Source organism: Pandoraea sp. NPDC087047 (genome assembly GCF_044745225.1).
Taxonomy (GTDB): domain Bacteria; phylum Pseudomonadota; class Gammaproteobacteria; order Burkholderiales; family Burkholderiaceae; genus Pandoraea.
In genome coordinates this window covers 321,460-335,078 of sequence record NZ_JBIUZU010000007.1, presented here as the reverse complement: position 1 = coordinate 335,078, position 13,619 = coordinate 321,460, and the positions used below count along the sequence as shown (strand labels likewise).

Here is a 13,619-nt window from a genome sequence, read left to right as displayed (position 1 = left end):
CATGAACACGCAAGTCGAAGGCTTCATGACGCAGACCGCACAGACTGCCGCCCAGGTAGGTCGCTCGCGTCCGCACGAGTCGGCCGAGCTTCACGTGGCTGGCGAAGCCACTTACACCGACGACATTCCCGAATTGCAAGGCACACTGCACTGCGCGCTCGGCTCCTCGCCCAAAGCGCACGCCCGCATTCTCTCGCTCGACCTCGACGCCGTGCGCCGCGCGCCGGGTGTGGTGGCGGTGCTCACCGCCGCCGACATCCCCGGCGTGAACGACTGCGGGCCGATCATTCACGACGACCCGATTCTCGCGCACGGCGTGGTGCAGTACATCGGTCAGCCGATGTTCGCCGTGGTGGCCGAGTCGCATGACGCGGCGCGCCGCGCCGCGCGTCTGGCCAAGGGCGAATACGAAGACCTGCCCGCCGTGCTCACGCCGCAAGCCGCGAAGGCCGCGGGCGCCGGTGTGCTCCCGCCGATGCGACTGCGCCGTGGCGACGCCGACGCCGCCCTGCAAGCCTCGCCGAACCGGCTTTGCGGCACGTTCGAATGCAACGGGCAGGAGCAGTTCTATCTCGAAGGGCAGATTTCGTACGCGATCCCCAAGGAAAACGACGGCATCCATCTCTATTGCTCGACGCAGCACCCGAGCGAAATGCAGGCACTGGTCTCGCACGCGCTCGGCTGGCACAGCCATCAGGTGCAGGTCGAATGCCGTCGCATGGGCGGCGGCTTCGGCGGCAAGGAATCGCAGTCCGGCCTGTTCGCCTGCGTGGCGTCGCTGTGCGCCTCGCGGCTGAAGCGTCCCGTGAAGCTGCGTCTGGATCGCGACGACGATTTCATGATGACGGGCAAGCGTCACGGTTTCTACTTCGAATACGACGTCGGCTTCGACGACGACGGCCGCATCACGGGCGCCAAGGTCGACATGACGCTGCGCGCGGGCTTCTCGGCCGACCTGTCGGGCCCGGTGGCCACGCGCGCCATCTGCCACTTCGACAATGCCTACTTCGTGCCGGACGCCGATCTGCGCGCCCTGTGCGGCAAGACGAACACGCAATCGAACACGGCATTCCGCGGCTTCGGCGGCCCGCAGGGCGCGCTCATCATGGAAGTGCTGCAAGACGCCATCGCACGACGTCTGGGCAAAGACGCCCTCGATGTGCGGCGCGCGAACTTCTACGGCAAGACCGAGCGCAACACCACGCCGTACGGGCAGCTCGTGAAGGACAACATCATTCACGAACTGGTGGCGGAACTGGAGCGCACCAGCGATTACCGCGCCCGTCGCGACGCCGTGCGCGAATTCAACCGCACGAGCCCGGTGCTGCGCCGCGGCCTCGCGCTCACGCCGCTCAAGTTCGGGATCTCGTTCAACGTGCAGGCCTTCAACCAGGCGGGCGCGCTGGTTCACGTCTATCGCGACGGCTCGATGCTGGTCAATCACGGCGGCACGGAGATGGGTCAGGGTCTGAACACGAAGGTCGCGCAGGTCGTTGCGCACGAGTTGGGGGTCGATCTCTCGCATGTGCGTGTGACGGCGACCGACACGAGCAAGGTGGCCAATACGTCGGCCACGGCTGCGTCGACCGGCGCCGACCTGAACGGCAAGGCCGCGCAGAATGCCGCATGGCAAATCCGTCAGCGTCTGGCCGCTTTCGCCGCGCAGAAATACGGCGGCTCGGCCGACGACGTGCAATTCGCCAACGACCTCGTCAGCGCAAACGGTCAGGCCGTCCCCTTCCCCGAACTGGTGGAAGCCGCCTACTGGGCACGCGTGCAGCTCTGGTCGGACGGCTTCTACGCCACGCCGGGCCTGTCGTGGGATGCTGCGACGATGAACGGCAATCCTTTCTTCTACTTCGCGTACGGCGCCGCCGTCTCCGAAGTGATCCTCGACACGCTCACCGGCGAATGGCGTCTGCTGCGCGCCGACGTGCTGCACGACGCCGGCAAGTCGATCAACCCGGCGCTCGACATCGGGCAAGTCGAAGGGGCGTTCATCCAGGGCATGGGCTGGCTCACGACCGAAGAACTGTGGTGGAACAAGGACGGCAAGCTCATGACGCACGCCCCGTCCACGTACAAGATCCCCGGCATCAGCGATTGCCCGACGGACTTCCGCGTGGCGCTGTTCGAAAACGCCAACGTGATGGACTCGATCCATCGCTCCAAAGCCGTGGGCGAGCCGCCGCTGCTGCTGCCGTTCTCCGTGTTCAATGCCCTGCGCGACGCGGTGGCCAGCGTGAACGACTATCGCGACGAGCCGGTGCTCAATGCCCCCGCGACGTCGGAGGCGCTGCTCATGGCGATCACCGAGTTGCGCACGCGGAGCGCCGCCTGATGCATCACTGGGTCGACGCCGCCCACAAGCTGCTGGTCCGTGGCGAGGCCGCGGTACTGGTCACGATCGCGCGCGTGGAAGGCTCCGCGCCGCGCGAGGCAGGCACCCATCTGCTTGTCACGCGCGAGCATGTATGGGAGACCATTGGCGGCGGCCATCTCGAATGGCGGGCGATGGACGTCGCTCGCCAGTTGTTGCGTCATTACGGTCAGCAAGGCGGGCGCCATGTCGAGCGTTTCGCGCTCGGCCCGAGCCTCGGTCAGTGCTGCGGCGGCGCCGTCACCCTAGCTTTCGAAGTGCTGACGCTGGCCGATCTGGCGTGGGTGAGCGCATTGCACAAGCGACTGGCTGCGGGCGAAGCGAGCCTGCGCAGCGTGGCGTTCGGCGCGCCGGGCGCCGATGCGGCGGCCAGCCAGCAACAAGGCGGCCCCGTGATGCTGAGCGCGCTCGATCCGAACGAACCGCTCGCGCACCCGCATACTCTCACGCGCGACGCCGACGACGCCGCCTGCTCCTTCTGGCAAGGCAGCGACGGCTGGCTGTGGCTGAGCGAGCGGCTTGCGCCGAGCGATTTCCATATCGTGCTGTTCGGTGCGGGGCACGTCGGTCAGGCCATCGTGCAGGTGCTCGCAACGCTGCCGTGCCGTGTCACCTGGGCCGACGAGCGCACCGAGACATTCCCCGACACGGTGCCCCCGAATACCCGAGTGGAATCGACCGACACCCCCGAAGCGGTCGTCTCCGAAGCGCCGCCCGGCACATATTTCCTCGTGATGACGCACAACCACGCGCTCGATCAGCGTTTGTGCGAGGCGATTTTCAAGCGCGACGATTTTGCCTATTTTGGACTGATCGGGTCGATGACCAAGCGTCGCCAGTTCGAGCACCGTCTGCGCGATCGCGGGGTGCCGCCCGAGCGCTTCGAACAGATGATCTGTCCCATCGGCGTGGCCGGCATCACCGGCAAGGCACCGGCGACGATTGCGATTGCCGTCGCCGCGCAACTGTTGCGCGTGCGCGAGCAGCAGATGCGTCAGAGCGCACCGGCAGCGACGCAGGATGGCAGCGCGCTCGTTTGAATTTCCGTTAGGGTTTTCGTTTGAAACCGTCCTGCGCACGCCAGCGTGACCGCACGCGCTGCCGACGGTAGAATCCCGCCCATTCCTCTGAACAAGACACGCCCATGCCACTCACGCCCGAACTCGCCAAGACCCTTTGCGCCATGCCCAAGGCGGAGCTGCATCTGCATATCGAGGGCACGCTGGAGCCGGAGCTGATCTTCCGGCTTGCCGAGCGAAATCGCGTCACGCTGCCGTATCCGAGCGTGGAAGCCCTGCGCGACGCCTACGCCTTTACCGACCTCCAGTCGTTCCTGGACATCTACTACGCCGGCGCGAGCGTGCTGCTCACCGAAGACGATTTCTACGACATGACGCGCGCCTACATGGCGCGCGCGGCCGCGGACAACATCCGTCACACGGAGATCTTTTTCGATCCGCAGACGCATACGTCGCGCGGCGTGTCGATGGCGACCGTTATCAACGGCATGGAACGCGCGCTGGCCGAAGCCGAAACGCAGCACGGCGTCACGAGCCGGTTGATTCTGTGCTTCCTGCGCCATCTGCCCGAAGAAGACGCCCTGCAAACGCTGGAGACGGCGCTGCCGTACTTCAACAGCCACGGGCATCGTCTCGTGGGCGTGGGGCTCGATTCGTCCGAACAGGGACACCCGCCGGCCAAATTCGCCCGCGTATTCGAGCGCTGCCGCGCACTGGGTTTGCGCATCGTGGCGCACGCCGGGGAAGAAGGCCCGCCCGCCTACATCCACGAGGCGCTGGACATGCTGCGCGTGGAGCGCGTCGATCACGGCGTGCGTGCCATCGAAGACGAAGCGCTGCTCGATCGTCTCGCGCGCGACAGGATCGCGCTCACGGTGTGCCCGCTCTCGAACGTGCGGCTCAAAGTGTTCGACGACATGGGGCAGCACACGCTGCATCAACTGCTCAAACGCGGTCTGGCCGTGACGATCAACTCGGACGATCCCGCCTATTTCGGAGGCTATCTGAACGAGAACTTCCTGGCGACGTTCGACGCGCTGGACATGACACTCGACGACGCTTACACGATGGCAAGGAACAGCTTCGAAGCCTCGTTCATCGACGACAGCGAGAAGCGTCGTCTGGTCGGTGAGCTGGAGCGTTTCCGCGCAGCGCAAGCGGGATAAATGCCGTCGGCGATATGACCGACATGAGCGGTATAAGCGGTATGAGCGGTAAAGCCCATTAGCCCATCAAAGCGGCCGTTCCGCTGTTCAGCCCCAAAACGAAAACGCCCGAAGTCTTCGGGCGTTTTTTTATGCGTACGCGCCAGCCATCGCCGCTGTGCAGGCACGACCTCATTACATGGCGATGATGTGGAACATTCTGCGCGAAGAATATTTTCAACGAGGCCCGGTGCTATTTTGCATTCGTGCCCTGATACACGTCGCGAGGTGCCCCCACACCCGGCCGCGCGAAGCGCACAAGACATCATAGAAAATCTCGGAGACGACACCCCATGGACTCATCGCTCAGCCCCCCGGCGAGTCAAGTTGCACCCGCCGCGCCCGAAGCGGCACACGACAGCACGCGCGTGGCGGGCGCGCAACCTGTCCCGACAGTCACTGCGCTGGATCGGTATTTCGGTATCACGGCACTCGGATCGACGTTTCGCACCGAAGTGATAGCGGGTATCACGACTTTCCTCGCGGCGATGTACATCATCGTCGTCAACCCGGCCATTCTGTCGAAGACGGGGATGGCCTTCCCGGCGGCACTCACCGCCACGGTGCTCATCAGCTTCTTCGGTAGCTGCGCGATGGGGCTGTACGCCCGCAATCCGGTGCTGGTCGCCCCAGGCATGGGACTCAACGCGCTCTTCGCATTCACGATGGTGCATGGCGTCGGCATGCCGTGGCAAACGGCGCTCGGCTGCGTGTTCTGGTCGGGCATTCTCTTCGCGCTGCTCGCCGCGCTCAATGTGCGACGCTTCGTCGTCGAAGCGATTCCGGCGAACCTGCGTTACGCGATCTCGTGCGGCATCGGTTTGTTCATCACCGTGATCGGGCTGGTCAACGCCAAGCTCGTGGTGAGCGATCCGGTCACGGTCGTGCGTCTGGCGCATTTGTCGCCCCCCACCGTCACGTTCCTCATCGGACTCGCGCTCACGACCGTGCTCGTCGCTCGCCGCGTGAATGGCGCCCTAATGATCGGCATCGTCGTCACCACGCTCCTCGCCTTGCCCATCGGTCGCCTTTGGGGCGACGGCAGCGGGTATTTCCCCACGGAAATCGCCACGGCCACGCTGGTGAACTTCCACGGTTTCTTCGCCGCGCCGGACTTCTCGGGCATCGGCCAACTCGACCTGCTGGGCGCGCTGAAGGTGGCTTATCTGCCGTTTATCTTCGTGATGCTCTTCACCGCGTTCTTTGATACGCTCTCGACCTTCATGAGCATTGCCGAAGCGGGCAACATGAAAGATCGCGACGGCAACCCGCGCAATATGCGTCAGGCGATGATCGTCGATTCGTTCTCGGTGCTGATTTCCGGCCCGCTCGGCACGAGCCCGGCAAACGCCTACATCGAATCGGCCGCCGGGATCGCACAGGGCGGCCGCACCGGGCTGACCGCCGTGGTGTGCGCGCTGATGTTCCTGCCGTTCCTGTTCCTCTCGCCGATGCTCTCGCTGGTGCCCGCGATTGCCACGGCCCCCGCGCTCATTCTGGTCGGTGTGTTTATGATGGAATCCGTCACGCGCATCGAATGGCATCGCATGGACGAAGCCATCCCGAGTTTCATCGCACTTGTGATGATTCCGATTTCGTATTCGATCACCGACGGCATCGCCTACAGTTTCCTGGCGTTCGTCGTTCTCAAGCTGTTCACGGGGCGCGTGAAAGAAATCAAGCCGGCGATGTGGATCGTCGCAGCGCTGGCTGTGCTGCTGCTCACGCAAATGTAACCACAGAAGGGCCAAAAACATGTCCACCGCAAACCAAGCCCAGCGTGCTGTACGTGCCGTGCGCGCACAACTGGTCTACTTCACCCACGATCCCGCGCGCGCCTATCTCGACGGCACGCCGGGCACGGTGCACCACACCGACGGCATCGTCGCGTTCGAGAGCACCGGGAACGGCGGTAATGGCCGCATCGTCGCCGTGGGCGATTACGCCAAGGTGGCCCCGACGCTGCCCCCCGGCACGCCCATCGAGGATCTGCGCGACAAGGTCGTCACGCCCGGCTTCATCGACACGCACATTCATTATCCGCAGACGGATATGATTGCCTCGCCCGCCCCCGGGCTGCTGCCGTGGCTGGAGAAGTACACGTTCCCGACCGAGCGCCGCTTCGAGAATCCCGAATACGCGGCGGACGTCGCCCAGTTCTTCCTCGACGAACTGCTGCGCGTGGGCACCACCAGCGCGCTCGTGTACTGCACGGTGCATCCCGGCTCGGCCGACGCTTTCTTCAAGGCGAGCGACGCGCGCAATCTGCGCATGGTTGCCGGGAAAGTGATGATGGATCGCAACTGTCCGGAATTCCTGCGCGACACGCCCGAGCGCGGCGCACTTGAGAGCGAGGCGCTAATCCAGCGCTGGCACAACAAGGGACGTCAGCTCTACGCGCTCACGCCGCGTTTTGCGCCAACGTCGAGCGACGCGCAATTGGGCGTGTGCGGCGAACTGGCCCAGCAGTACGAAGACGTATTCATTCAAAGCCACGTGGCGGAGAACACCGACGAGGTCGAGTGGGTGCGCTCGCTGTTCCCGGCCCATCGCAGCTACCTCGACGTCTACGACCACTACAAGCTGCTGCGCAAGCGTGCCGTGTACGGCCATTGCATCTGGCTCGACGAGCACGATCGCCGTCGCATGTTCGAGACGGGTGCCGTCGCCGCGCATTGCCCGACGTCGAACCAGTTCCTTGGCAGCGGTCTGTTCGACTTTGCGGCGGCCGAAGCCACGCGCATGCCGGTCGCACTCGCGACCGACGTTGGCGGCGGCTCGACCTTCTCGATGCTGCAAACGATGAACGAGGCGCACAAGGTGGCGCGTCTGTCGGGCTATCACCTTTCGGCCGAACGCATGTTCTATCTGGCCACCGAAGGAGCGGCGCATGCGCTGGATCTGCACGGCACCATCGGTACGCTGGCCGTAGGCGCGGAGGCCGATTTCGTTGTGCTCGATCCGAAAGCCACGCCGCTGCTCGCCCGTCGTACGGCACTGGCCGAGTCGCTCGAAGAGCTGCTGTTCGCGTTCGCCATGCTCGGCGACGATCGCGCCGTCGCCGCGACCTACGCGGCGGGCAAGCCGGTGCATCGCCGCACCGCGCACTGACATCTCGCGTCCCTACGGACGTTATCGCTTACGCGGTGGAACGCGCGCCGTCGCCTTGGCACGACGCGCGCTCGCCCGCGTTCGCCGGCCGTACGCAAGGGGCATGCGGCCGGGGATCTCCTTGGGGCAGCCTGTAGGCTGCCCTTTTTTCTTTCCACTCACACGCTGCTTTCGTTTCCTGCCCGACAATTGCCACCTTTGGGCATCCCCCCGTCATTTCCCACCCAACATCCCACGCGGGCGTCACGGTTCTTGCTCTGACGCTCACCGATCGGCCCCGTTTGGGTAACTGTCCGCCCCGCTGCGCCGCATATCTCCCAACTCGTAAAACGCGGCAGAACGTCAACCCGCGAAGCGTTCCCTTGCAATAGCTGCGTCAACGCCACACGCACTGCTCGCATACCCGCCTCCATCTGATCGGCGATTTCGCTCAACGATAGTCCGAGCGCCGCCGGCAGCCCCTCTCCCCGATGAATCTCGGTCGTCGCCTTGCGCAACACGGCGTCGAATTGCGCCTCATCGGACAGATGGACGCGATTCAGCCGCCGCGCATGACGCGCCTCCCGCGGCTTCTTCACCGATATCTCTCTCATGTCCGGCACGCCTTCGGTTTCGCGCGCCTGCACCAGCCCTAGACGCAAGGCCTCGGGAATCGACTCACTATGTCATGACAATTCCATGACTGACGAATGCGCCACCGCGCCGCCCCCGGCCTTGCAGGCAAAAGCGCGAACGCAGATGGGGCGGAGGCACGAACATCACTTGGGCGCCACACCCCGCGAACACACGTCATTTTGAAAAGGTGAGTATGCTATGATCCGTTTCCTCATTGGGGAGTAGCCGCCCTGTCATGGACTTCAGTCTTCGACAGGGGCATACGTCAACAAACTTGGCCGATTCCGGCTATGGCGTATGCAGCCCTCGGGCCTGGCGAGACCGATGACGATGCTTCCGCCGACCGGGCCGGGACGCATTGTCATTGGCTCGCATGTCACGGCCCGGCGGAGAAATAATAAGGTGTCCCCATTCCTCATCTCGACCGGCGTCGTCGGTCTCGCCGAAATCGGCGACAAAACCCAATTGCTGGCCCTCGTACTCGCTGCGCGCTTCAAGAAGCCCGTGCCGATCATTCTTGGCATTCTCGTCGCCACGCTCGTCAATCACGGCTTTGCCGGCGCGCTTGGCGAGTGGCTGTCCACGGCCATCAGTCCTTCGATCATGAAGTGGGCCATCGTCGCGTCGTTCATCGGCATGGCGGTCTGGATTCTGATTCCCGACAAGGTCGATGACGAAGATACGACCACGAAGCGCAAGCTCGGCGTGTTCGCCTCCACGGTGCTTACGTTCTTCATCGCCGAAATGGGTGACAAGACGCAGATCGCCACGGTAATGCTCGCCGCGCGCTATCAGGACTTCTTCGGCGTTGTGGCAGGCACAACGCTGGGCATGATGCTCGCCAACGTGCCCGCCGTGCTCATCGGCCACAAGTTCTCCGGACGCCTGCCGACCAAGGCGGTGCATGCCGTCGCCGCCGTGATCTTCCTCGTGCTCGGCGTCGTCACGTTGATGCAGTAAGCGCAAAACGCCGGATAAGGGCGGGCGTCTCGACGACGCACCGCCATGATCCGGCGTTGTCATTGCGGTCGGCTTCCGGCGTACCTTACTGTCCGACCTTCTGCTGCACGCTCACCGTGCGTCCGCTCGGGAACGGCAACTGCTTGAGTGCCGCGTCGATCAGATACGGCATGGCGGATGCCAGAGACGTGCCAGCATCGCTCGTGTTGGCCTGCACGCGGTACACCTCCTTGCCGCTGGCGCGATCCGTGAAGCGCAACTGCAAGCCCGAGAGGGCGTACGGATAATCACGCTCGATGTACGCGGGCGGCGCGCCGTATGGGTAACCGTACCAACCCCACGGACGTCCCCACGGTCCCCATGGGCCGGGGGCGAACATCGGATCGTAGGCCGGTTCCGCCACGCGCATCGTCTGCTGCGTAATGCCGTAGGACATGCCGATCAGGTAGTGCGCGTTCGATGGACCCTGCTCGCTGAAGCCGTCACCGGCCAGACGCGTGCGCAACCACTGTTCGTAAGTCGCGTGCTCCTGATTGTTCTCCTGCTCGGCCGTACGCGTGAGTGCATACGTGCGCGGGCCCTCGAAACCCGGTGAATTGCCGAACGCAGTCACCTGACTGGTGACCGTGCTGGCACACCCGGCCAGCAAGACGCTGGCAACGGCGAGCGTCGCCATTCCCCATCGTTTCCACATGATTCTTCGCTCCAGAGATAAGCGGGATGCGCCAGCGCGCCTCCGATTTCGCAAAACTTGCGACGATTTAAGCATAGGACGGCGCCTCTCGCACATCCGAATCATTTGACGAATGTGCACCGCGAAAATTCAGCAAATTCGCGGCTTGGACGCTAAGGCGGCGCCACTCCGTTACAATTTACGAATCCTTGGCCGTCCGCACACTACCGTCCATGCTCAGAACCGACCTCGCAGGTGTCTTCCAACGCGCCGACTATACGCCCCCGGCGTATTTGATCGACACCGTCCAACTTGACTTCGATCTTGCCCCCGATGTGACCACCGTCACCAGCCGATTGCGTATCCACCGCAACCCGGCAGGCCTCGGTGGCGACCTCGAACTGGTGGGGCAGCAGTTGCAACTGGTCAGCCTCGAACTCGACGGCAAGCCGTGGGCCGGTTACCACACCGGCGAAGAGACGCTCACGGTCGTGGCCCCGCCTGACGCGTTCGAACTCACGCTCGTCACTCGCTGCCAGCCGCAGGAGAACACGTCGCTCATGGGGCTGTACGTCTCGGGCGGCAACTTCTTCACGCAATGCGAAGCCGAGGGCTTTCGCAAGATCACCTACTTCCTCGACCGTCCCGACGTGATGGCGACATACACCGTTACGCTGCGCGCCGATCGCGAAGCGTATCCGGTGCTGCTGGCCAACGGCAATCTGATCGACAAGGGCGATCTGCCCGACGGCCGTCACTTCGCCGTCTGGGACGACCCGTTCAAGAAGCCCAGCTACCTCTTCGCACTGGTCGCGGGGCGTCTGGTTTGCCGTGAAGAACGTATCGTCGCCGGCGACGGCCGCGAAAAGCTGCTCCAGGTCTGGGTGCAGCCGCAAGATCTGGAGAAGACCGAACACGCCATGCATTCGCTCATCAACTCGATCCGTTGGGACGAGGAGCGTTTCGGCCGCGTGCTCGATCTCGATCGCTTCATGATCGTCGCGGTGAGCGACTTCAACATGGGCGCGATGGAGAACAAGGGGCTGAACATCTTCAACACGAAGTATGTGCTGGCCGATGCCGCCACCGCGACCGACGACGACTTCGGCAATATCGAAGCCGTGGTGGGCCACGAATACTTCCACAACTGGACCGGCAACCGCGTGACCTGCCGCGACTGGTTCCAGTTAAGCCTCAAGGAAGGCCTGACGGTGTTCCGCGATCAGGAGTTTTCCGCCGACATGATGGGCTCCGAGTCGGGCCGCGCCGTCAAGCGTATCGACGACGTACGCGTGCTGCGTCAAGCGCAGTTCCCGGAGGACGCCGGTCCGATGGCGCACCCGGTGCGTCCCGAGAGCTACGTCGAGATCAATAACTTCTACACGGTCACCGTCTACGAGAAAGGCGCCGAAGTCGTGCGCATGTATCAGACGCTGCTCGGGCGCGACGGCTTCCGCCGCGGCATGGATTTGTACTTCGAGCGTCACGACGGTCAGGCCGTGACGTGCGACGACTTCCGCGCCGCCATGGCCGACGCCAACGGGCGCGACCTCACGCAATTCGGCCGCTGGTACAGCCAGGCCGGCACCCCGCGGGTAACGGTCGACGCCGCCTACGACGAAGCCGAGCGCACCTACACCCTCACCCTCACGCAGCGCTGCCCGAAGGTCGGCGTGGAGTTGCAGGACGAGGCGCTCGTCAAGCAGCCGTTCCATATCCCGTTCGCTGTCGGCCTGCTCGATCGCGACGGTCGCGACATGACGCTGCGTCTGGCCGGCGAAGCCGCCGACGCCCCGCTCGCCACCACGCGCGTGCTGGACTTTACGCAGGCGCATCAGAGCTTCACGTTCGTCGATGTGGCGCACACGCCGATGCCGTCGTTGCTGCGCGGCTTCTCGGCCCCGGTGATCGTCGAGCACGAATACACCATCGACGAACTGGCGTTCCTGATGGCACACGACAGCGATCCATTCAACCGTTGGGAAGCCGGCCAGCGTCTGGCCACCCGCCAGTTGCTCGCCCTCGTCGAATCGATTCAGATGGGCCAGTTGCCCAGCGTCGACAGCTACGTGCTGGAGGCCTTCCGGCAAGTGCTGCGCGACGAGACGCTCGACCCGGCGTTCCGCGCGCAAGCGCTCACGCTGCCGGCCGAATCGTATCTCGGCGAGCAGATGGCGGAGATCGATCCGGCGGCCATTCATGCGGCGCGTCAGTACCTGCGTCAGCGGCTGGCCGCGTCGCTGCATACCGAATGGCTCGCGGCGTATCACAACCATCGCGTGCCCGGCCCTTATCAGCCGGACGCCGCATCGAGCGGCGAGCGCGCCCTGAAGAACCTCGCGCTGTCGTACCTGATGGAACTGTCGGACGCCGGCGTGGCGCAAACCGCGCGCACGCAGTACGACACTGCCAACAACATGACCGACCGTTTCGCCGCGCTCACCGCGCTGGTGCAACGCGGTGGCGCTGCACGCGAAGGCGATGCGGCCCACGGTCAAAACCACGCCGCGCAAGCGCTGGAGGACTTCTATCAGCGCTTCGAAAACGAGCCGCTGGCCATCGACAAGTGGTTCGCGCTGCAAGCCATGCAACGCGGCGACGGCAGTCACTGCGTCATCGACGCCGTGCGTGCACTCATGCGTCACCCGGCCTTCACGCTGAAGAATCCGAACCGCGCGCGCTCGCTGATTTTCAGCTTCTGCAGCGGCAATCCGGCGCAGTTCCACGCTGCGGACGGCTCGGGCTATCAGTACTGGGCCGAACAGGTCCTCGCGCTCGACGCCCTCAACCCGCAGGTCGCCGCGCGCCTGGCACGCGTGCTCGACCGCTGGCGCAAGTACACGCCCGCCCTGCGCGAACGTATGCGCGACGCGTTGCAGCAAGTCTCGCAGCACGCGGCGCTGTCGAAAGACGTGCGTGAGATCGTCGAAAAGGCCCTCGCCTGATCGACGCCAAGGTCATGCGGCAAGCGAGGGAGCAACGCCCTCGTTACGGCCGCATGACCTCGAAGTATCCACAGTTGAGCGATAGCTTGTAGGGCCAGCGCGGCCCGACACCGATCAGCGGACGCAGTGCCGGAATCGGCATGACGATCTCGTCGAACGCCCCGGCCATCAGGTAGTTCGCGGGATCGTTGCACAACGTCACCTTGCCGCTCATTGCGCTGATGACGAGGTGAACGTCCTGGCCGGGATACTTCGGCGGATCGCGAAACGCCAGTTGGTAGATCAGCATCACGTCGGCATCCGGCGGACTCTCGACGTCGTAGGTGCCGTTGGGAAGACTCGATCGAAAACTGAGCCGCAGCACCTCGTCGAGTGCCGCGTGCGGCGCGGCAGGCGAGCGCACCTGTCCCTGCACGCTCCACCAGAAAGGTGAGCCGTCCAGCCGATCCAGACGAACATCGACGGGCAGAAACCGCTTCTTTTGTTCCCCGTCGAAACACCACGCCCGCATGCAGCCATCGGCATGCAACGCTCCCCGCTCGGGCATTCCCTGTTCGTCGATCGTGACTCGTGGATAACGTCTGTCGACAGCAATTGGCGGCACGAGACCACCGCGCGAAAGTAGAACGAACTCTTCCATGCGCCACCTCCAGACTTCTGCCTCAGAAAGCTGAGTCGCTGCCGCGCACGATGTTGTTCCTTACCCGCACA

At 64.2% G+C, this 13,619-nt stretch carries 10 protein-coding genes and 1 riboswitch; of the genes, 7 read left to right on the top strand and 3 right to left on the bottom strand.

Translation table 11 applies throughout. The features are described 5' to 3' along the window. The first annotated feature begins 1 nt into the window (after nt 1). The 5 genes from xdhB (at nt 2) to guaD (ending at nt 7,715) form a co-directional block, all read left to right on the top strand. Entirely contained in the window at nt 2-2,341 is a 2,340-nt protein-coding gene (xdhB, locus tag ACIPHM_RS15840; protein WP_400329843.1) for a xanthine dehydrogenase molybdopterin binding subunit, read from the top strand. Continuing rightward, nucleotides 2,341-3,420, top strand: a complete 1,080-nt coding sequence (xdhC, locus tag ACIPHM_RS15835) for a xanthine dehydrogenase accessory protein XdhC (protein ID WP_400329840.1) — start codon at nt 2,341-2,343, stop codon at nt 3,418-3,420. Before xdhB ends, xdhC begins: the two co-directional genes overlap by 1 nt. A 104-nt stretch (nt 3,421-3,524) precedes the next feature. Next, on the top strand, nt 3,525-4,565 hold the full coding sequence (locus tag ACIPHM_RS15830; RefSeq protein WP_400329838.1) for an adenosine deaminase: 1,041 nt from the start codon (nt 3,525-3,527) through the stop codon (nt 4,563-4,565). A gap of 332 nt (nt 4,566-4,897) precedes the next feature. Continuing rightward, a complete protein-coding gene (locus tag ACIPHM_RS15825; protein ID WP_400329836.1) occupies nt 4,898-6,340 on the top strand; it encodes an NCS2 family permease in 1,443 nt (480 codons plus the stop codon). Nucleotides 6,341-6,359: 19 nt separating this feature from the next. Further along, a complete protein-coding gene (guaD, locus tag ACIPHM_RS15820; protein ID WP_400329834.1) occupies nt 6,360-7,715 on the top strand; it encodes a guanine deaminase in 1,356 nt (451 codons plus the stop codon). A gap of 158 nt (nt 7,716-7,873) precedes the next feature. Here guaD and ACIPHM_RS15815 read toward each other — a convergent pair whose 3' ends face one another. Then, nucleotides 7,874-8,341: a hypothetical protein gene (locus ACIPHM_RS15815; protein ID WP_400329831.1), complete on the bottom strand. Its 468-nt coding sequence runs from the start codon at nt 8,339-8,341 to the stop codon at nt 7,874-7,876. A 193-nt stretch (nt 8,342-8,534) separates the two neighbouring features. After that, nucleotides 8,535-8,717: riboswitch (yybP-ykoY riboswitch) on the top strand. Nucleotides 8,718-8,732: 15 nt separating this feature from the next. Between ACIPHM_RS15815 and ACIPHM_RS15810 the strand changes: the two genes are divergently transcribed. Next, a complete protein-coding gene (locus tag ACIPHM_RS15810; protein WP_400329829.1) occupies nt 8,733-9,290 on the top strand; it encodes a TMEM165/GDT1 family protein in 558 nt (185 codons plus the stop codon). A gap of 85 nt (nt 9,291-9,375) precedes the next feature. On the opposite strand, the gene ACIPHM_RS15805 is transcribed toward ACIPHM_RS15810, so the two are convergent. Further along, on the bottom strand, nt 9,376-9,984 hold the full coding sequence (locus ACIPHM_RS15805; protein ID WP_400329826.1) for a DUF4136 domain-containing protein: 609 nt from the start codon (nt 9,982-9,984) through the stop codon (nt 9,376-9,378). Nucleotides 9,985-10,196: 212 nt separating this feature from the next. On the opposite strand from ACIPHM_RS15805, the gene pepN reads away from it, so the two are divergent. Then, entirely contained in the window at nt 10,197-12,908 is a 2,712-nt protein-coding gene (gene pepN, locus ACIPHM_RS15800) for an aminopeptidase N (protein WP_400329823.1), read from the top strand. 43 nt (nt 12,909-12,951) lie between these two features. Here pepN and ACIPHM_RS15795 read toward each other — a convergent pair whose 3' ends face one another. After that, the gene (locus tag ACIPHM_RS15795; RefSeq protein WP_400329820.1) at nt 12,952-13,548 is read right to left on the bottom strand and encodes a hypothetical protein; all 597 of its coding nucleotides are present in this window, start codon (nt 13,546-13,548) and stop codon (nt 12,952-12,954) included. Nucleotides 13,549-13,619: the final 71 nt, after the last annotated feature.

What these genes read in the sequence shown, in the direction of transcription:
- xdhC (WP_400329840.1), top strand. Translation starts at nt 2,341, where the DNA reads ATGCATCACTGGGTCGACGCCGCCCACAAGCTGCTGGTCCGTGGCGAG.
- xdhB (WP_400329843.1), top strand. Translation starts at nt 2, where the DNA reads ATGAACACGCAAGTCGAAGGCTTCATGACGCAGACCGCACAGACTGCC.
- ACIPHM_RS15825 (WP_400329836.1), top strand. Translation starts at nt 4,898, where the DNA reads ATGGACTCATCGCTCAGCCCCCCGGCGAGTCAAGTTGCACCCGCCGCG.
- ACIPHM_RS15805 (WP_400329826.1), bottom strand. Translation starts at nt 9,984, where the DNA reads ATGTGGAAACGATGGGGAATGGCGACGCTCGCCGTTGCCAGCGTCTTG.
- guaD (WP_400329834.1), top strand. Translation starts at nt 6,360, where the DNA reads ATGTCCACCGCAAACCAAGCCCAGCGTGCTGTACGTGCCGTGCGCGCA.
- pepN (WP_400329823.1), top strand. Translation starts at nt 10,197, where the DNA reads ATGCTCAGAACCGACCTCGCAGGTGTCTTCCAACGCGCCGACTATACG.
- ACIPHM_RS15795 (WP_400329820.1), bottom strand. Translation starts at nt 13,548, where the DNA reads ATGGAAGAGTTCGTTCTACTTTCGCGCGGTGGTCTCGTGCCGCCAATT.
- ACIPHM_RS15830 (WP_400329838.1), top strand. Translation starts at nt 3,525, where the DNA reads ATGCCACTCACGCCCGAACTCGCCAAGACCCTTTGCGCCATGCCCAAG.